12 protein-coding genes are annotated in these 20,815 nt (G+C 38.6%); 1 reads left to right on the top strand and 11 read right to left on the bottom strand.

What is annotated here, in order from left to right:
* Positions 1 to 744 precede the first annotated feature (744 nt).
* From J6O61_RS06335 to J6O61_RS06290, 10 genes are all read right to left on the bottom strand, one after another.
* Positions 745 to 1,500 (bottom strand): SDR family NAD(P)-dependent oxidoreductase, encoded by a 756-nt coding sequence (locus J6O61_RS06335; protein ID WP_292210966.1) that lies wholly within the window; start codon positions 1,498 to 1,500, stop codon positions 745 to 747.
* Positions 1,501 to 1,640: 140 nt separating this feature from the next.
* On the bottom strand, positions 1,641 to 3,851 hold the full coding sequence (locus J6O61_RS06330; RefSeq protein ID WP_292210965.1) for a hypothetical protein: 2,211 nt from the start codon (positions 3,849 to 3,851) through the stop codon (positions 1,641 to 1,643).
* Between the two features lie 156 nt (positions 3,852 to 4,007).
* Positions 4,008 to 4,916, bottom strand: a complete 909-nt coding sequence (locus tag J6O61_RS06325; RefSeq protein WP_292210963.1) for a S1 RNA-binding domain-containing protein — start codon at positions 4,914 to 4,916, stop codon at positions 4,008 to 4,010.
* 75 nt (positions 4,917 to 4,991) lie between these two features.
* Complete coding sequence (locus J6O61_RS06320) at positions 4,992 to 6,113, bottom strand: aldo/keto reductase (RefSeq protein ID WP_292210962.1); 1,122 nt, start codon at positions 6,111 to 6,113, stop codon at positions 4,992 to 4,994.
* 21 nt (positions 6,114 to 6,134) lie between these two features.
* Entirely contained in the window at positions 6,135 to 7,019 is an 885-nt protein-coding gene (locus J6O61_RS06315; protein ID WP_292210961.1) for a hypothetical protein, read from the bottom strand.
* A 479-nt stretch (positions 7,020 to 7,498) separates the two neighbouring features.
* The gene (locus J6O61_RS06310; protein WP_292210958.1) at positions 7,499 to 11,146 is read right to left on the bottom strand and encodes a DEAD/DEAH box helicase; all 3,648 of its coding nucleotides are present in this window, start codon (positions 11,144 to 11,146) and stop codon (positions 7,499 to 7,501) included.
* A 313-nt stretch (positions 11,147 to 11,459) separates the two neighbouring features.
* Entirely contained in the window at positions 11,460 to 13,091 is a 1,632-nt protein-coding gene (locus J6O61_RS06305) for a hypothetical protein (protein ID WP_292210930.1), read from the bottom strand.
* Between the two features lie 274 nt (positions 13,092 to 13,365).
* On the bottom strand, positions 13,366 to 14,994 hold the full coding sequence (locus tag J6O61_RS06300) for a helix-turn-helix domain-containing protein (RefSeq protein WP_292210928.1): 1,629 nt from the start codon (positions 14,992 to 14,994) through the stop codon (positions 13,366 to 13,368).
* Between the two features lie 142 nt (positions 14,995 to 15,136).
* Positions 15,137 to 16,792 (bottom strand): alpha-amylase family glycosyl hydrolase, encoded by a 1,656-nt coding sequence (locus tag J6O61_RS06295; RefSeq protein WP_292210926.1) that lies wholly within the window; start codon positions 16,790 to 16,792, stop codon positions 15,137 to 15,139.
* A 45-nt stretch (positions 16,793 to 16,837) separates the two neighbouring features.
* The gene (locus J6O61_RS06290) at positions 16,838 to 17,812 is read right to left on the bottom strand and encodes an adenylylsulfate kinase (protein ID WP_292210924.1); all 975 of its coding nucleotides are present in this window, start codon (positions 17,810 to 17,812) and stop codon (positions 16,838 to 16,840) included.
* 197 nt (positions 17,813 to 18,009) lie between these two features.
* On the opposite strand from J6O61_RS06290, the gene J6O61_RS06285 reads away from it, so the two are divergent.
* On the top strand, positions 18,010 to 19,020 hold the full coding sequence (locus J6O61_RS06285) for a LacI family DNA-binding transcriptional regulator (RefSeq protein ID WP_292210921.1): 1,011 nt from the start codon (positions 18,010 to 18,012) through the stop codon (positions 19,018 to 19,020).
* A 180-nt stretch (positions 19,021 to 19,200) separates the two neighbouring features.
* Here the strand turns inward: J6O61_RS06285 and J6O61_RS06280 are convergent, their stop codons facing one another.
* A complete protein-coding gene (locus tag J6O61_RS06280; RefSeq protein WP_292210920.1) occupies positions 19,201 to 20,814 on the bottom strand; it encodes an IS1182 family transposase in 1,614 nt (537 codons plus the stop codon).
* Between the last annotated feature and the right edge of the window lies 1 nt (position 20,815).

Genomic DNA, 20,815 nt, shown 5'->3' with positions numbered 1-20,815 from the left:
CTTCAAAAAAATGTATAAAACAGATTTTAGGCTGTATTTTAAATGGGTATTACCACATGAAAGTGGGTCTAAAGTGAATTGGTATGTGTCCACTCTATAGGTAGTAGTTTATTCAATAATCATGGGTAAAAAATTAATATTTGCTTTCTTTACCCGTTACATCCGTTTATTCGTGGGTAAAAAGCTGCTATTTGCTTTTCTTACCCTTGGCACTCATTTTTTCACGGGTAAAAAGCTGTCATTTTCTTTTCTTACCCTTGGCACTCATTTTTTCACGGGTAAAAAGCTGTTTTTTTCTTTCTTTACCCTTGACATTCATTTTTTCACGGGTAAAAAGCTACTATTTGCTTTTCTTACCCATGGCGTCCATTTATCCGAGAATTTCAATTATGAATGCCCTAATGTTCTCGGATTTAGAGTCCAAGGCACCATCCCCAATCCACGCCGAAAGTGCCTACCCTTTACGGTTCTGATGAAAACGCTACAATGATGGCTACAATGGTAAATGAAAGACTACTGTTCTCATCATCTTCAACGTCAGCAAAGTAGATGTTGCGTTTCCATCAGGTTCAGTCAAGGATGGCGGACAGTGCAAAAACCTACGGCTATATACTATATACTATAAAATCGATATTGATAATCATATTAAATTTCTAATGCAAGAAGGCTTACGCAACCTGCGCAAGCCTTCGTAACTATAATCAATTCTATTATCTGTTCTGTAATTAACATTTTGGATATCGCTTACTGTAAAACAAATCCACCGTTTGGAGAAATAATCTGACCTGTTACATATGGTGCAGTAAGGATATATTCCATAGCACCGGCAATGTCTGACACGTCGCCGATAAATCCCTGCGGAATTGTAGCTGCCAAAGCATTTAACTCATCCTGATTAACTCCCCTAAGCATATCAGTCATTATCATTCCCGGAGCAATGGCATTAACTCTGACTCCCTTTCCCGCAAATTCAAGAGCCAAGGCTCTTGTGAGTCCAATGATACCTGACTTGGAAGCACAGTAATCTGCCTGATTGATAACTCCTGTAAGTCCCCCTACAGATGAAGTATTTACTATACAGCACTGATTATCTTTACTGCTATGGTTAACCATATGTGGAAGAACAAGATGAGTCATATGTAAAAAGCTCATAAGATTGGTGTTAATAACTGCTTCATACTGTTCTCTCTTAATATCAATCCAATTACAGTTATTAGTAATTCCGGCATTGTTAATAAGCACATCTATGTTTTCCCCAAACTTATCGACAGCCGCTTTTACAAGATTTTCACAATCTTCGTATTTGCTGACATCAGCCTTAACTACAAGTGTTTCAACACCATAGTCCTTTTGGATTTTCTCCGCAATGTTGTCGGATAAAACCTTAGATGACTCACTTCTGTAGTTGATTACCACATTGTAGCCCATCTCACCAAGCTTAAGAGACATAGCTTCGCCAATTCCTCTTGAGCCGCCGGTAATAATTGCTGTTTTTGACATTTCTTCTCCCTCCTGACTTGTTAAACTATTGTATGTAAAAAAAGAGCAATTCTTAAAAACGTTTAAGAATTACTCTTTTATCATATCATAGCTTTATTGGTTAATCTATCGTTTTCTCCAAATAGTTTCCTTGCTCAGCATCATTTGGCAACGACTTTACTGCCTTTATGCCTTGTCATACATGCTGCGCCTCCAGCTTTAATAGTTTCCTTAACAAAAACATTCATAATGTCTTTGTATGCAGCCTTTCCTTCCTTGTTAAAAGCCAACTCCAAAGCATCAAATTCATTACATTCATACATGATTGCCATGGTACTTCCATCAGCCATCTTTATTACGATGGTCGCCATATCTCCTGACTTAACTGTGAAGTACTCATAATCTTCAGAATTAAGGAATTCTTCGATATCCTCTACCGCACCTTCCATAGCATCTGCAGCAACTGACATATCCATCTCTGCTGATACCTGATCTCCTGTATCCTCTAAATCGATAGGTGCTGCCGCCTGCTCTGCAGTCATCATAGCTACTGCCTCAGAATCTACATCTGCCGGTGCATCTGTTGAATTTTCTTCCGTAGCTGGCATTTCTGCAGGTATTTCTTCAATAGCTGACATTTCTTCTGACATTTCTACTGGTTCCTCCTCCATAGCCGGCTCTTCTTCCTGCACATCTACAGGTGTTTCCTCCATAGCCGGACTTTCTTCCTGCATCTCTACAGGTACTTCCTCCATAACTGTCCCTTCTTCCGGCACCTCTACAGGTGCTTCCTCTATGGCCGGCTCTTCTTCCGGCATTTCCACAGGTGTTTCAGCCATAGCCTCAACTTCTGCATTTAACATCGTATCTAAATTTTCAGCCGGATTCTCATCCATAACAGGCATTTCTACAGCAGGTTCTTCAGTCGGTGTCCCCTCCAAAGCCGCCATCATTGCCATCATATCTGTATCCGGTGCCGGAGCCTCTTCTACCGGTGTTTCCTCTGCCGGTATTTCTTCTACTGATGGCTCTTCTACAAGAGCTTCATCCATGACCGGAATATCAGCCGGCTGTACTGCTTCTGCTGCAGTTGCATCAGCCATCATTGCTGCCATCACAGGATCTATATCTTCAGGACTTGCTTCTGCACTTGTGGTTTCAACAGGAGCAGGCACTTCCTCTGTATTCATTGCATTTAACATTAAATCTACATCTTGTGCAGTCTCAGCTGCTGCCATAGCCGCCATCATTGCTTCTACATCCTGTGTCGGTGTCTGTTCTTCTACAGGCGCTTCGGCTGCTGAAACTGCCTCTACAGCCGGTGTTTCTGCTGCCGGTGCTTCATTCATTGCCGCCATCATCGCTGCCATATCTGCATCAGGTGCTGTCTCTGTTACAGGTGCTTCTTCTACCGGAACTTCTGCTGCTGGCGCTGTTTCTTCAGCCGGTGTTTCTGCTGCCGGCATTTCATTCATTGCCGCCATCATCGCTGCCATATCTGCATCAGGTGCTGTCTCTGTTACAGGTGCTTCTTCTACCGGTGCTTCTGCTGCTGGCGCTGCCTCTACACCCGGTGTCTCTGCCACCGGCATTTCATTCATTGCCGCCATCATAGCCGCCATATCCGCATCCGGCGCTGCCTCTGCTACAGGTGCTTCTACCGGCACTTCTGCTGCTGGCGCTGTTTCTACAGCAGGTGTTTCTGCTGCTGGCATTTCATTCATTGCCGCCATCATAGCCGCCATATCCGCATCCGGCGCTGCCTCTGCTACAGGTGCTTCTACCAGCACTTCTGCTGCTGGCGCTGCTTCTACAGCCGGTGTTTCTGCTGCCGGTGCTTCATTCATTGCCACCATCATTGCTGCCATATCCGCATCCGGCGCTGCCTCTGCTACAGGTGTTTCTTCTACCGGTGCTTCTGCTGCTGGCGCCGCCTCTACAGCCGGTGTCTCTGTCACCGGCGCTTCATTCATTGCCGCCATCATTGCTGCCATATCTGCATCCAATGTTGCTTCTGCTTCCGGTATTTCTTCTACCGGCACTTCTGTCACCGGTGCTTCTGTCGCCACCGGAATTTCTTCAACAGGCACTACTTCCGGTACCGGTGTTTCTTCCATAGTTGGCATTTTAGCAGGCTCCTCAACCGTATTCTGACTTCCTGCTGCAAGCATGGCTTCAAGATCAGGCAGGTCTTCCACCGGCTGCTGATCCACCTTCTTATGCGTGCGCTTTGGCTTTAGAGTTTCCTCTGCCGGCTGTTCAGCCGCCATAGCTGCTCCCTCCTCGGCTTTCATAGCTGCTATAAGATCATCAACATTAGCAGTAGATAAGTCCTGTCCACCTAGCATATCCTGAGTATTCATGCCTTCCATGTCATATCTCCTTTCCAGAAACACTGACCAAATTCAATGTGACTACAAAAACAGTCTCTATATATTATCGTCTATTTTTGTGATAATTTACAGTAAATTTTCTATAAATTTCAATATTCACATTAAGAGCCCGAAATCCCCAGGACAACCGGAAGATTAAAATCCTGCTTTTTTCAAAAGATCACCTAATGAAGTAGTGGCTTCTCCGTCACTTTCAAACTCAATTTTTTCTTCTGTAATCTCAGTAGCCGCGATTTCTTCCAGTGCTTTCATGCTAAGGCTGAGTTTACCGTCCTTTATTGCTGTAACCTTTACCTTAACCTTCTGCCCAACTTTAAGAACTGAAGAAGGATGTGCAATTCTCTGATTGCATATCTGTGAGATGTGAACCAGACCTGTCATTCCGTTGCCAAGATTTACAAACGCGCCATAATTCTGGAGGCTTTCCACAACTCCCTCTGTCACAAGTCCGACTTCAACATTGGAAATCATTTCTGCTCTCTTGGCATCTGCCTGTTCCCTAAGATATTCTCTTGCAGATAAAACAAGCTTATTATTTTCCTTATCCGCTGTAATAACCTTTACCTTAAGTGTTTTTCCTACATAATCTGAAAGCTTATCTTCTTCAACAAACTGAAGGTCAAGCTTAGATGCAGGAATAAATCCCCTTATTCCCTCTAAAAATGCTACACATCCGCTTTTTACCGCTTCTGATACCTTTACGTCAACGTAGGAATCAGCATCAGCTATTTCTTTTATCTTGTCCCAGGAAATAATCTGATTTGCTTCTTTTTTTGATAAAAGAATATTTCCGTTTCCGTCATCTGTACTTATTACTGTAGCTGATATTTCATCACCGATTTTCACATCCCTGTGGATGGAGAATTTAGGGTCGTCACTCATGTCCGATACCTTGATGACTCCCTGCGTATAATATTTAAGATCAAGCGTAATCTCTGTTTCAGAAATATCAATAACAGTCCCCTCAAGGATATCTCCCTCTTTTACTTTTCTAAATGATCTGTCGATTTCATCTTTAAAATCATTCATTGTTTCTTCTGCCATTTTCCTATCCTCCAAAAACTTTTTTCTTTTATATTATCAGTATGCTACTTCTTTACTGAAGATATCCACTTTTTTTCATTTTTTCTCATATAAATCCACAAAATCATCAAGAAATCTTCTGATGCTTATATGTTGCGGACAAATATTTTCACATTTACCACATTTCAAGCACTCTGACGCCTTTCCGTGGTTCATCGAAAATCTCTCGTAATACATTCCCGTTGTTTTTCCTGTAACCGCATATAAATTCAAAAGCCCAAAATAGTCGGGAATATTTATGTTTTTAGGACATTCCTCAAGACAATATTTGCAAGCAGTGCAGGGAACCTTGATCGTACTGTTAAGAACATCTGTAATATCCTTAACAAGTTTCTTTTCACCTTCGGAAAAAGGCTTAAAATTCTGCATGTACGACGTGTTATTGTCAAGCTGCTCAATATTGCTCATACCACTAAGTACAATTTTTACATTGTCTAATGATGCCGCATACCTTACAGCCAAAGAGGCAGGTGTCGGTACAGGAAAATTCTGCTTTTCGTAGTAATCATTAAAAAGCTTCATCGCTTTGTCCGGAAGTTTTGCCAATGTTCCGCCTTTTACCGGTTCCATTACCATTACTTTCTTGCCATGTTTTTTAGCAACTTCATAGCAGGCGCCTGACTGAGCGACCTGGCTTTCCCAATCAAGATAATTAATCTGCAACTGGACAAAATCGACTTCCGGATGCTCGGTTAATATTTTATCCAACGTTTCAGCATTGTCATGATAAGAAAACCCTATGTTACGGGCAAAACCATCTTTTTTTAGTTTCTCAATAAATGGAAAACCGCCGAATTTTTCTGTATTTATGTATCTGTCTCTTCCCAGATTATGAAGAAGATAATAGTCAAAATAATCTACGCCGCACCGTCTTATCTGTTCATCAAAAAACATCTGGTAATCTTCAGTTTTTTTCACACGAAGAATTGGCATCTTATCAGCCAGCACAAAACTTTCTCTCGGATAGCGCTTAACCAGAGCTTCCTTCACAGCTTCCTCGGACTTTTCACCGTGATAAGGATATGCAGTATCAAAATATGTAAAACCTCTATCCAAGAACAAATCTACCATTCTTTTGGTCTGCTCAATGTCAATCGATGTCGGATCATCAGAATTAAAAAGTGGCAGTCTCATTGTTCCAAAGCCTAGTTTTTTCATCGCATATCCTCCAAATATTCATTATTTTTTCAAACTGTTATAAACTTGCATAACTTGTTCCATCGGGTATTTGCAAAAATCAGCTATTTCTTTTGGGCTTCTGCCCAAATTGAGCATCTCAGTTATTTTTTCTTTATCGCGAAGGTCTATTCCTTTCTCTATTCCTTTCTCTTCACCTTTTGCTTCTGCTTCTTTAAAATCTTCAGCCATTATCTCTTTTAACGCTTCGCACATATCTTGTTCACCTCTCAATTTCCTATACAGTTCCTTATTTGCGCCAGCACTTATTTGAAGCACTGCGTCAGCATAATGCCTTGCTCCACTTTCTTTAAATTTCCTGGTTTCTTTAAGGAAAAGCTTAACCATTTCTTCATCCGCATTATGAGTCATTATGCTGAATGCAAGAAGTTCCTTATCTTTTAGCTCTCCCATTACAATAATATTCAGAGGAATATCTATTATCCCGATAACATTGTAAACTCCGGGTCTTTTCTGCTTTACAGTTTTTCCTCTTAATACTAATTGCTTAAGCAATTTTTTGGGTTTTCTCGTCCTAAATATAGAAATAGTTAGCTCACTATCTTTTATGGAATCAACACTATCCCCGAAACTTTTATATAAACAAGCATACGCTATAACTTTATATAAAACATCAATATTTAATTCATCATTAGGATTCTTATACTCAATTATATTATACTTTAAAAAATCCAAGCCCACAGCATTGTTTATTACTATATCATCATTTTTCTTTATGACCAAAAAATCTATCATCAAAGGCTCTTTTGATAGGGGATGTTCTCTCTCAATATAGATATATTTTTTATATTTCATGAAGCTAAGATTTAAACCGCCATCAAAGCCTGAATGCCAATCAAGTCTCTCTCTTTCTCTATCCGAACTCATATACAGAATAGAACCTCCATTATTTACATTTTTTGATAATCCGCTAAATATATAAGAAAAAAAGATATGCCTTATTCCGCAGTAAGACCGTAACGGAAGATCTCATCGAAAAAAAGCAAAGCAGAGCGTAAAATTCCATTGTCCAAGCAAGCATAGAAACTTTACCGATTGCGATTTAGACTCCCTTATATATTTAGCGTTAATGAGAATTGGATGACACCAGATTTTAAATAGTACTTACAGTGAATTAGACACACTGCCCGTATCATCCTTGCTCCATCGGAGCAGATTTAAACAACGATTGATAAAATATCATAATGGTTCTGGTCTGTAAATAGTTTTTTATGAAAATATTTTTGAACATTCTGTGAAATCCCCCGAAGCCTGCATTCCGCATAGCTGCTGGGTTTGTGATTATTTATTTCAAAAAAATAAATCCACCTGTGAAATAATAATTTCATTGATGGATTCATTATATTTTAACCCAAAAGTTCAATTAACTGTTCTTTGGAAAGATTCATAAGTGATTCGCTCTCTCCACTTAATATCGCATCTGCAAGGTCTTTCTTTGCATTTTGCATCTCGATTATTTTTTCTTCTATTGTATCTTTAACAATAAGCTTGAACACGGACACTTTCCTGGTCTGTCCAATTCTGTGAGCTCTGTCGGTAGCCTGATTTTGAGCTGCAAGATTCCACCATGGATCATAATGGATCACAACATCTGCTCCGGTCAGATTAAGTCCGGTTCCTCCGGCTTTCAGTGATATCAGAAACAACGGAACTTCATTTTCATTGAATGCATGCACAAGCTTTATTCTCTCTTCTTTTGAAGTTTGTCCTGTAATCTTATAAAACTCTATCCCTGCTGCCATAAAATCTTTTTCTAATAGCTCAAACATAGATGTGAACTGTGAAAAAAGAAGTATCTTATGTCCGCCATCTATCGCGCTCTGTACAAGTTCAAGGCATGAAGCGCGTTTTGCAGATTCTCCCTTATATCCTGCCGTAATAAGTTCAGGATCGCAGCATATCTGCCTTATCTTAGTAAGCTCTGCAAGTACCTTTAACCTGTCCTTCCCGGACTTATAATCTTCACTCTCAAGAACTTTTTTCATATGCGTAACCTGAGCGTCGTACAACTTTCTTTGAGCGGAGTCAAATCTTGAGAATCTGATCTCTTCCATTTTTTCAGGAAGATCTTTTAGTACATTCTCTTTTAACCTTCTCAGGATAAATGGGCCAACCATATTCTTTAACTGCTTTGTAACCTCTTCGTCTTTATACCTGGTTATTGCAGTCTCGAAATCGCTCTTAAACCTGTCATAGGTATAAAGAAATCCGGGCATCAGATAGTCAAATATACTCCAAAGCTCGCTAAGTCTGTTTTCGATAGGAGTACCGGTAAGTGCAAATCTGTGTACTGCATTTATGACCTTAACTGATTTAGAGGCAGCTGCCGAAGCATTTTTTATGAACTGTGCCTCATCTATGATTTCAAAATCAAAATCAATCTCCTCATATGATCCAATATCTCTCTTTAAAAGATCGTATGATGTAACAAATACCTCCGGTAGTTTTTTAGAAGACAGTATTTTTTTTCTCTCTGTTTGGGTTCCTGTCACAGTTTTGACATCCATTTCAGGCGCAAAACGTTTAAATTCTTCTTCCCAGTTATATACAAGCGATGCCGGGCACACGATTAATGACTTTATTTTCTTCTTTTCTTTTTTGGCAATCCGGCTTTTACTTAACAATAATGTAATAACCTGCAACGTCTTGCCAAGTCCCATATCATCTGCAAGTATTCCTCCAAATCCAAGGTCAGAAAGCATCGACAACCACTTAAATCCATAGGTCTGATAGCCTCTAAGCACCTTGGAAAGACTCTCGGGAACCTCTATATCACTCTCTTTAACCGAATTAAAATTTCTTACAAGAGCTTTAAAATTGGAGTCCCTGTCAGAAGCTATTTCATCATGTTCTTCGAGCAGTTTATTGATATAAATGGCTCTATATGCAGGAAGATGAAGTTTACCCTTTGTAAACTCTTTAGCGGTAATTCCCATTGCCTGCATAGTTGCAGTAAGTTCTTCCAATGTATCGTCAGACTCAAGCTTAATGAATTCGCCATTACGCAGCCTAAAGAACTTTTTCTTTTTGCGATAGCTTTCAAGAAGCTCTAAAAGTTCCTCTTCGCTCATGTCGTCCGTTGAAACATCAAGATTCAAAATACCACTTTCAACTGAAACTCCAAGTCTTACAGTAGGCGCCTTTCTAATCTTTAATCTGTCAAAATCCTTGCTGGTCTTAACCTCACCTACAGCCATCAAATCCTTAAGGCCTTCACTTAAGATTTCAAAGGTATTATCGCCGGATTTTTCGCAGAAAAAAACATTCTCTTTTATATCCGTATCCGGCAGATATTTCAAAAGAGTTTTTACGGCACCTTGCTCAAAATCAATATCTCTTGATTCCGGTAAAGGAAAATCTTCATCTCTTAGCTGATGAAGCTCAATTTCTTCGTCATCATATTTTGCCGTAACTTTTCCTGTTATTTTTTCCTCATCAGCATCAAGATAATATGTAATCTGACATTCAGGTGGCAAAAACTGTTCGTATTGAGATGACACATTTTCAACCACCTCAATTTCAGGACAGTCCATAAGTTCAGGCAAAAATCTGTAATAAAATTCAGACAGACTCTTTTTCCCGATAGTAAAAGAAAGATTTCCTGTTTCATCAGCATTGTCCATAAGAGATTTCACTATAGGTGATGTATCTGTTATTCTTGAAAAGACTCCTCTGTCTTCATCAAGAATATATTCATAACTTTTCCCTTTCATAACTACAGGAAGCCCCGCTGTGACAAGCAATCCTGAAAATTTTTCTTTTTCCTCACTCAGCTGTTTAATATGAACAAATATCTTTATTCTTCCATCAGTTATCTTAACTTTCGATGCCTTGTCACTTCCTGTAAGTTCTACAGTTCTCCCATAAGAAGCATCGTAAAATGTATCAAGCACGTCCGGGGAAAGATCCACTTTTTCTTTTACCTGTAAATCGGATTTGCTGTAATAAAATCTGGAATTTGCCATCTTATCAACAAGATAATCTGCATTTGCCTTAGCTTTTTCAATGATTTTATATAATTTCATGGACTCGTCATCAAAATCATTCTCCATAAATGAAATCATTGCTGTTTTACTAAGCTTATACCCTCCACCGGTCTCTTTTGCATTTATAAGCTCCGGAATATTTTTCAGAATATATAACTTCTCGATTCCCACTTTAAAAGAAATTGATAATGGATATACTGCATTTCTACCACTATTTATAATCAGCCTTGGCTCCAAAATAACATTTTGAGACTTAGAGACAGTATCTTCGATTTTCTGAATAGCAGTAATTTTACGATATGATTTAAGTATCTGATTCCCACGAAAATCAGTTTCATCACCGGGATTATATTTTGCTATGTATTCATCAGCAAGTAACAAAAGAGCAATCTTATGCTCACACAAATGGTCATATGCATAGTAACCATAGTATCTTCGATTTTTATGTTCAGCATAACAGTCAGTAGAAATCATCCTGTCTTTCGAAAACATAACTCTTACATCAACAGGGTACGAACGATTTCCTTCAAGCTTACCCTTAAATTCTGCCGCAAATTCATCACCCATATATGATTTGATGTAGCATGTGTTAGCACTTGATAAAGTAAGTTCCCTACTATCTATCAGTTCTCTTGCTTCTTCTATATCTTCCTCTTCAACGTCATATTGTTCAAATATTTTTGCTACATTAAAATACGTATTCCCTGCAGCGCTTCTTAATTCATATCCTTCTTTTTTGACATTTTTTTCAAGACCGTGAAGAAAAAAAAGAACTGCTGCTTCATGCTTGCAATTTTCGCCGCCTTTAGCATAAGCACAGTTACAACTCAATTGAGGATAGTCAGCATTTATTTTATTTATGGAAACATTATACACATGAGTTCCTAAAACCCTTGCCATGCATGAGTCTTTTTTCTGAATAAAACCTTTGACTTTCCCGCTTTTATAATATTCCTTCCCCCTTTGCAGTATATGAGAGTAAAAAAGCTGTCCCCAATCTTTATTCATATCCATAATTCCTCTGTTTTGTTATTTTCGTGATACAGATGATATTCTAGCATTTATACATGTATTTGTCTTTGGGAAAAATATATTTGTCAAAACCTTCCTCATAGTCCTCTTTTGAAATCTCTTTTATATATTTTCGCATGGCAGACACAAAAATCTTTTCTGCTTGATAAAATAGTAAAATGCTATAAAAAAACGGCTTACACGCTCAATTACAGTCAAGGCGTGCAAGCCGCTTTGTTAATGGCAAATTTACCATCTACAAATCAGATATTCTCTTCCTATTGTAGCTAAATGAATTTTATAAAAAATATTACTCTCCATCTTCAGCTGTACTCTCAGCATCTATAATATAGTCATCAACTAAAGAAAATTCTCCATCCTCGCTTTCAATCGCGACTGAAACTTCAACCTGATCATCATTGGTGCCTTCACCAAAGCTTACTCCAACATTATATGCTGTATCAGTAGTTCCGCTCTTATCAATTATCATGTCATAACTATACGATTCTCCATCAGATGTATCAGTAATAGTTACTTTTTCTGCTGTTCCTCCTAAAGTTTCTTCTTTTTCAAATGAATTACTTAATTCTTCCTCAGCTCCTGTTATTATTCTGGGAGTACCTTCCTCATATGTGTCAGTAGAACTGCTTGCGTCCATTACGTAAACAGGTATATATGCAATCTGAGTTCCCATAGAATCATCAGTATCACTTCTGGTAGTTTCACCATCATAGTCATAATCATCTGTTTTTTCTTTTAACACGTATTCATTCACGTTTCCACTTTCAGACGACCAACTACTGGTATAATTCCAAGCCCCATATCCTGCACTACTACCTTTAAAGATCAATATATCAAATCCATCGTTTGGCCATGAACTATCTGAATTTGAAAGAGAAATAGTTTTTACGATTGTATAATTATCTATTACCTTTCCACCTGTTGAACCACCATTATCTGTGTCTCCACTACCAGAAGTATCTGTTCCGCTGTCTGAAGGCGTTTCAGCAGGTGAAGTATTTCCTGAATCACCCGCCTCTGTATTATCTGTATTCTCTGAAGCGTTAGGAATTGTTTCATTATTCGTTGTTTCATCTTTTGTTGATTCATCAGTTTTGCTTGATTCATTGTTTGATGTATCAGTTTTACTTGATTCATTGTTTGATGTATCAGCTTTGCTCGATTCATTGTTTGATGTATCAGCTTTGCTCGATTCATTGTTTGATGTATCAGCTTTGCTCGATTCATTGTTTGATGTATCTGAAGATGAAGATCCAACATCATCCGCTGTAAGAACAACACTCTCATTACCATTTGATATAACAGCCGTTCCACCTACTGCTGCCGCCTCTACTATAGCTCTTTCAACTACGTTTGAAACTGCTGCATAATTCGTAGTGCCAAATTTCTCAGCCACCCTGTAAAGTTGCGGCGTAATCTTCACTTCAGGATTAGTAATAGCCTGTACAGTAATCCCATTATCCGCACATGCTTTTAATGTAGTAATTTGCCTGTTTGGATCATTTTTTCCTTCTGTGACATAATGTTTATAGTAACTAAGGATATCTGTTCCGAACGCACTCTTTAGATCTGAATATGCCGATGCATACGCAGCAGGGTCAAAATTTGCATTGCAAGTTCTGCCTTCAAATAATCCATATTTATAGAAATGCTCAAAAAGTGCATTGTAATTATCTCCCAACAGACCAACAAGTTCAGGGTTTTGGGTCTTATAGTAATCAAAATCAAATATGCTCTTTAATAGTTCAATTTCACTAGCTGAAACATTGGAATAAACAACTTTGCTTGCATCAGTAGTCTGGGTAAGCCCCTGAGCACTTGAATCAATTTTCACTCCGGCAATCATTGTAATAGCAAAGGCGCTGCCAACCGCCGCTGCAATAATTGTCTTTGTTACTCTCATAAGAATTTTTCTGTTCATTACACAACCTCCTGTATTATGTAGTTTTAAGATACTCACACCAGCTTTGCTCTATACCTTAGCAAGTGCTCCGCACCAACTAAAATAAATTTTGAATTATTTGCAAAAAGAAAATAAGGTCGCATCTGCGACCCCTGCAAAAATCACCAATATATATGCGGCTTTTCGGAATTCTGAAATGTTTTTAAAGAAAATTAAGCAAAAATAAACAGTGCAGATTTCTCTGCACTGTCTTTGCCTTTACCAGGTTCTGCTTAAGCCTTTAGCAGTTTTTTTAAGTTTTTTTGCCTGACTTTTCATCGTGATAAACTCTGAACAGCCCCACACGGCTCTTTACACCGGTTTTTTCATAAATCATCGATACGTGTCTCTGTAATACTCTTCTTGATATATATAAGGAATCTGCTATTTCCTGGCCGGACTTTTCGGTGAAGATCAACTGCTCGAGAACTTCCCCTTCTCTTGCAGTCAGACTGTATCTCTCTATAATTCTGACAAGTGTGTCATTATGTTTTTTACCTTTTATTTCAACTGTGTCACCATTTGTCTCATCTTGTTCCAACACTACATTTTGTGTGCCGTCAGAACTGTCGTCACTTAATCTTGAGCTATTCCTGTTTAAATCTATAAGCTCAATTTCTTTTCGTTCCTTATTTATGAAAATATCTTCTGTGCCTTCTTCCTTATTTATATCAGTGCCTAAGTTCTGATTTATTAAAGTCTCATCCTTACTTTTAATCACTTCACTATTCCTGCCAAGTACAAAGTCACCACTATACACAAGATTTATGAAAAGAATCGTAATAACAGCCACAGATAACAACATTATCTGCATTGTGGACATTTTTGCCCATGGCAGAAATGAGAATACTACACCTGCTGCGCAGTCTATTACCCTGCCTGTTCCCGCAACAAGCGCAGGATGAGATGATAAAGGCGCTATACTCCAAAACATCACATACAAATAGCTCATGGTCGCGCCGACAACAACATAAAATATGCACATATTAAGATTGCTCATCGGATTATCCATGAAAATAACAGGAGACAAAACAACCCAAAGTATGAGAGCAAACAACGTAATATTCACAAACCGTCCATCCTTATAGTCTCCCACAACTCCAATGATAAGATATCCGACAATAGCAAAAAGCCTTGGCCATGAATAAGCTGTAAACTCAAGATTTGAATTCACCATAAGTCTTATGAGCATGCTGTCATAATATGTGAGAAGTAAAATAGCCAAAACAGACATGATAACTATAGTCCTAAGGCTATCGTTGTTTCTTTTCCTCTCAAGTGTACCCCGTTTACTATCCTCATAAGTCGGTATACAATCAGCCAGCACCCACTCCCAGGATCTTTTTACCAAAATAGCTATAATTCCTGCGCCGGCAAAAATAAATAGCAGAATCAAAAGCCTGTTATCTGAAAGTATCTGGGTGATATACTGTAAAAGATACGACATAGCAGCCCCACATGCCACAAGCTTTCCAAGATTTTTAACCCCAAAAAGTGCCATTGAAATATAGTAATTAAAAGCCCCTGCAATAAAACCTATCTGAATATTTGCCAATGGAGCCAGATACAAAAATGCAAAGCTGCTGGGGTAAAACATCATAATCGCTGCAAGTGCCAAAAACAGTATGGCCGATGCTCTAAGCAATATATTCATAAATCCATCGTTTTTTAGCTTTTCCCATATAACAAAAAAGATAATCAGGCCCACAAGAAAAAACAGCTGATCAACATAGTACATCATCAGATGCTGATCTGCTAAAAGATATTCTGTAGAATTCTTGTTGGTCATGGTTGAGAACGTAATATATGAAAAAAGATATACTGTAAAAATCACCATGATGATAACTTCTCTTGCAGTGAAAAATATCTTTTTAGCTCTCATGGAATCCCCTCTATGTTTTTACGTTATTTAGTATCTTTCTATTTAGTTTAACACCAAATACATCCAAAATCAGCTATTTAAAAAAGAAGTCCAAACATCTTATTATGTTCGGACTTCTTCTTGGAATTCTAAGGTAATTAAATCAAGAAATACTATAACTGTAATCAGCAAAATCTGCATCTAGCACCGCTTTTGCCCCGTTGTTTTCCCAAACAAACTTCATCTTTGTTCCATCTACGGTTACGTCAAGCTTTGCATCAAATCCAAATGCAGGGCATGTGTTACGGAATCTTAACAGATCAAGCTGTTTCTTAACAACATCTTTTTCCATGGCTTCATTAATCTGTTCTAATGTTAAATTCGTTCTGTTAATTTCCTTATGTCCACCTGCTCCTGCACGTTTTACAGCTTCATGGTCGTTCTTTCCTGCAAAGAGATCAAGATACCAAACCTGCGGTTTTCCCGGCATGAACATCTGAATTGCTCTGGCAAAGAGCATTTTCTTGTCATCATCGCCAAGAGCGCTGTAATATGTAGCATTTACCTGATAGTACATATTCTTGGCACCGTGAAGATCCTTAACAAATCCGCCACGTCCAACAATTGTATCAATCATTTTCTGAATATCTTCTTCAGGAAGAATTCCCTTAAGATCAAGAAGCGGAATACCATCGTGGCAACCAAGCATATTAACCACGCGGATTTTTTTCTCCTGAATTTCATCTGCCCATTTCTTAAGGAGAGTTCCTGATTTACTCTCAATAGCATAAATAAGAAGACCCGGAAGGAAGAAGTCATAAGTCATATAGCCCTTATCTGCTACAACCTCATAAATCTTCTCACTGTAACTTGCATGAATTTCAGGTAAAAGAGATACATTGAACTCATCAGCAAGTTTTTTTACTTTCTCAAGTACATCCCAAGTATCAGGCTCATTTAAGAAGTTCTTTTTACCGGGCTCCTTTGGTGCATAAGCAAAAGCATCAAGACGAACAATACTTGCTCCATAACCCGAAAGACTCTTAAGTGTATTTCTGTAATGCTCCCAGACAAGATCAGACTTAATGTTAAGATCCATCTGTCCAAGATATCTTCTCCCTGACTCCAAATAATCAACAACTTTATCTTTATATTTTTCGAAACCTGAATAATCGATCTCGGCAGGTTTCTTTCCCTCATTTAAACCAACGCAGACTCTCTCAGCCAGCCTCTGTGCAGAAAGATACTGAATATCCATCTTTTCCATCAGGTCCTGCGCATCAGGACGTTTGTACTGCACTTCCTGATAGAATGTATTCCAGTAGGGAACATCCTTGCCATCCGGCATACGGACCATAAGAATAGGAAGTCCGGGTTTTCTAAAAAACATGTCCTTTATATATTTCTGGTCAGGCTGAATATAGCCTTCATCGGTCATCTCGCCATAACCATCCCAGAATTTGTTCCAGTTAATGAAAAAGTCAGCGTACTTTGACTTCTCACCATTTTTCACAAGATCCTGAAATTGAGGCGAAAGCACTGACGCATGATTAAGAATAAAATCAAGTTTTAGGTTTATACCCAAAGCCTTAAGTGCCTCAATATCTTCCTTGCTGCCAAGCTGCTCATTTATACCATAATCAATTACAGAAAAGCCTCTGTCTAAATCTGTATTAAAGATACTTGGAAGAATATAAAAAGATTGGAATACATCCTTGAATGCATCTTTTGATAAAACATTTACAATATCAGACAGCTTTCCACCCATACTATCAGGATACGCATTAAGCATGGGCCCATTATCCACAAATTTACTCATATCATTTCCTTTCCTGGAATGTTGTCAAATATATCATTCCATCAATCACGCCATAAGCTTCTGAAACTGCTCATAGCTTATAATCTCACCGCTCTTGGTAATGATAATCTTAGCCTTATGTGCCTGATTTACAAGCTTATTCTGTTCAAGTTCAAGAACCATCATCGTAAACGGACTATCGAGTTTGCCATCTCTGTTTCTTGATCTTCTATGTTCAAGTGTTTCCTGTGGAGTACTGTTCAAAAGAACCGGTATATCCACCTGAGTCATGTAGTCACTGTTTCCATGTGTCCACTCCACTATAAGAACCTGTTTGGAGGACATATCTACTTCATCATACCAAAGAGAAGCCTCATCTCTTCCCATTCTCTTAAGCCAGAGTTTTTCTGCTCCATCCTTAAATGCCTTCATGATCTGATCAACTTCTTCAAAATCAGTTTCCTTTGGAGTTCCAAGGTAATCGTTAAGTCCCTTTTCCCCGGCTTCAACATAATACCTGAACCATGTGTCAGTTTCTACATGTGCCTTATTGGCATCATCTTCAGCCATTTGCCATTCTTTGACCTTTGCAAAATTTTCAGGGTTCATGACACCTCCGTCAACCATCCCTCTAATGCCGCTTTCTCTGAACACATGAAGTCTTTCAGCATCATTGTACATAGGAATCCTATGTGGATAATTATCACCGGACATTGTATAACTACCGATTCCTGCCTGTTCCAACAAATATGACAGTAGTGACGCAATTTCAGACTTACCTACACCTGATCCTCCACAAACTGCTACAACTGCACGATTATAAGGATTTGAAGTCATCTTTTCCTTTAATTCTTTAATAAGAACAGGAAAAATTGTTTTTGCTTTTGCAATATGGCTCTCACCAATTTCTATTTTATCCCCCGGCATATCACCATGAGGTATATCATCCGGGATATTAATACCAGTCAAAATGTTAACTGCACCATCAAGTTTACTAATTGCATCATTTGAAGATGACACCCTATTGTATTGTTTATTCATAATTCTCCTTTTCAAAAACCAAAAACAAAAAATACGTAACACCGCCAGAATCACGTATTTATGCCAAGTTCGGCATAGTTTGTACCACCAAAAATTAAATTGCATACATTTTTCTTTTTGACAATACATACTCTGCCATGTTATTTTGAACACAAGATACAATAACTTTTTTTCTTTGTAAAGACCAAAATAAAAAAATGATAACTATTAAAGAAATCGCAAAGCAACTAAATATGAGCACTACAACCGTTTCAAATGTTATTCATGGAAAAACCGGTGAAGTGTCTGATGATACAAAAAAGATCGTGCAGGATTTTTTGAACAAAGTAGATTATGTTCCAAACATAAGTGCCAGAAACCTTGCCCAGAATGAATCAAAAATCATCGGTCTTGCCCTTAAAGCCCGTGCTGACAAGTATGAAAACCTCATTATGGATCCATTCGTTTCCGAACTTATCGGTGGTGTGGAGGAAACCATACGAAACGCCGGCTACTTCATGATGCTGTATATTTCAAGTGATACTTCAGAAATAATGCGGCATGTTTCTACCTGGAATGTGGATGGTCTTATTCTTTTCGGTATGCTCAATGATGACGGTATCCGTGTCAGCGAAAAATACAAAAAGCCGATTGTCTGCATTGATACCTACAGTATTGAAGGACTCAAGCACTTTACCAATGTGGGACTTGATGATGAACAGGGCACGTACGATATGGTCAACTATCTCATATCTCAGGGACATAAAAAGATTGCATTTCTTTCAGATAACACCAATGGTGTCGATCTTGCCCGACTGAACGGGTATAAAAAAGCTCTTAAGGATGCCAGGATAAGCTACAGCCCATCTAATTTCCTTCGTATCAGACCACATACAAAAGATCTGCCGGAAAGTTTGGATGAGATTTGTCAAAAATCGAAGGATTTTACTGCTATCATGTGTGTATCAGATCTTTACGCAGTAACATTAATGGCTGCTTTTGCCGACAGAGGCATTCAAGTTCCCGGAGACATTTCCATTGCCGGTTTTGATGACAATATGCTTGGTCAGCTTCACAGGCCGGCTCTTACCACGGTACATCAGGATGTAAAGCAAAAGGGAATTGTTGCTGCTGACACACTTCTAAAACAGCTTAAAAAAATCAAAACGCCTAACCAGATAGTACTTCCAACACACCTCGTAATACGAGATACAGTAAAAAAAATATAAGAATCAACCAAGGGGCTGTCGCTTTAGATGATTAAATCATCTGGGCGAAGCCCCTTTTCCATGCCATAAATTGTGGATTTGACAAGTCGGTATTTTTCCTGTTGTCAAAAATAGAGTACTTTAATAGGCCGATGTACTAATCGGTGCATTGTTGCCTGTTCTGTTTTGAAGTATCAAAAATTATGAGGCTTTTTTCAATTCAAACAGATGTGTTCCTGTTCGCTCAGAAGCAATCTTGTGATGCAGCTTATTTATGTCATAGCCGATTGCAAGAAGTATGCTCTGCGCAAGAACATTTTCTTTTCCGCGATACAGATATCTTCTGAAGTTCATGTCTTCTTTCACATTTGCGAAGGATCCTTCCGCTTGAATACTACGGTTCATTCTCAGCTGAGTTCCGTAATCGCTGGTTATCCGTTCAAGACATTCTGCTCGTTTTTCTTCCATTTTTCTTGAAACGGAAAGTCTCTTATTTCTATCTTCAAACGCTGTCTTGCAGTTATTTCCTTTAATGCAGTCTTTCTTGTAAGGACAGCTATCACAACTATTACATTCGTATATAGTTACTTCCCGCTGATATCCCGTTGCTGTTTTCTGTGTCCTTTTGGATACTGCAGTGAGTTGTTTGCCGTTTCTACATATGTAGCTGTCTGATTCAGGATCATAGTCCATGTTTTCGCGTCTGCTAATGTCATGCCGGAACTTTCTTGTTTTCGAAAGCTCATAATTCTGAGGCTTGATGTATGCAGTTTGCTCATTTGATTCGATAAATATATAATTCTCTTCACTTTCATAGCCTGCATCAGCAACGATATTTTTATACTTGAATGTAAGATGTTCCTCCATGTCTTTAAGGAACGGGATCAGCGTAATGGTATCTGTTGGAGCCGGGAATACATCCAGCCATGTGACATACTCTGAATCCACTCCATGTTGCAGGTTATATGCTGGCTTAAGCTGGCCGTTGAGCATAGCATCTTCCTTCAGTCTCATGAATGTTGCATCTGTATCAGTCTTTGAATAACTGTTTCTGGTGCCGCATACATACAGCTTGTGGTTATACTCTTTGAGCTTTTCTATGTGTTCTTCAAGTTTTTCTATTGAACGCTGGAGCGGAGTCTTTCTTTTTCCAATACCATGCACAAACTCAATCCCTTCATCATCCTTGAGTTTACAAAGCTTCTTCCTAAGCCGTTTCAATGTATGTAATGAGATTTGGTTGTTATAGACTACTTTTATCCCATAGAGTTCTTCACATTCGGCACAGAAAACACATATCTTTTCAGTCAGCTTTATCATGTTTTTTGATACAGCTTTCTTCCATACAAAGGTATACTTGTTGGCTACTGACTCTATCTTGGTTCCGTCAATGAAGATGTTTTCGCCTGAAATCTCACCAAGTTCCAGCAGTATGGTTCCTACCTGTGCCATGATCTGCTTGGCGCACTGTGAGAGATGAATTGATATAAATCTTGCGATGGTGGAATGGTCAGGAGCAGGCGCTCCGTCTAGAAGGTACATGAAATTAATGTCTCTCTTGCAGGCAGACTCAATATCACGACTTGAATAGATTCTGTTCATTGCAGCATAGATCACAATCTTAAGCATCTGATGCGGTGAGGCCTGATTCTTTCTGATTCTGTCATAAGTCTCATAAAGATCAGAAAGATTCATTTCCTCCACAAATGCACTTACCAGGCGTTCCGGATCATCAGATGTAATAGATATTTCTATGTCGAGCGGAAGTTTGATTTGATGATACAAGGAAGATACAGTATAATCTCCTTGTAAGATT

Source organism: Butyrivibrio sp., assembly GCF_017635265.1.
Classification (GTDB): Bacteria; Bacillota; Clostridia; order Lachnospirales; family Lachnospiraceae; genus Butyrivibrio.
The sequence above is the reverse complement of the archived record's forward strand: the minus strand, read 5'-3'. Positions and strand labels throughout refer to the sequence as shown.

Coding starts and splice junctions, on each gene's coding strand:
- J6O61_RS06335 (WP_292210966.1), bottom strand. CDS start 1,500: ATGTCAAAAACAGCAATTATTACCGGCGGCTCAAGAGGAATTGGCGAA.
- J6O61_RS06330 (WP_292210965.1), bottom strand. CDS start 3,851: ATGGAAGGCATGAATACTCAGGATATGCTAGGTGGACAGGACTTATCT.
- J6O61_RS06325 (WP_292210963.1), bottom strand. CDS start 4,916: ATGGCAGAAGAAACAATGAATGATTTTAAAGATGAAATCGACAGATCA.
- J6O61_RS06320 (WP_292210962.1), bottom strand. CDS start 6,113: ATGAAAAAACTAGGCTTTGGAACAATGAGACTGCCACTTTTTAATTCT.
- J6O61_RS06315 (WP_292210961.1), bottom strand. CDS start 7,019: ATGAGTTCGGATAGAGAAAGAGAGAGACTTGATTGGCATTCAGGCTTT.
- J6O61_RS06310 (WP_292210958.1), bottom strand. CDS start 11,146: ATGAATAAAGATTGGGGACAGCTTTTTTACTCTCATATACTGCAAAGG.
- J6O61_RS06305 (WP_292210930.1), bottom strand. CDS start 13,091: ATGAACAGAAAAATTCTTATGAGAGTAACAAAGACAATTATTGCAGCG.
- J6O61_RS06300 (WP_292210928.1), bottom strand. CDS start 14,994: ATGAGAGCTAAAAAGATATTTTTCACTGCAAGAGAAGTTATCATCATG.
- J6O61_RS06295 (WP_292210926.1), bottom strand. CDS start 16,792: ATGAGTAAATTTGTGGATAATGGGCCCATGCTTAATGCGTATCCTGAT.
- J6O61_RS06290 (WP_292210924.1), bottom strand. CDS start 17,812: ATGAATAAACAATACAATAGGGTGTCATCTTCAAATGATGCAATTAGT.
- J6O61_RS06285 (WP_292210921.1), top strand. CDS start 18,010: ATGATAACTATTAAAGAAATCGCAAAGCAACTAAATATGAGCACTACA.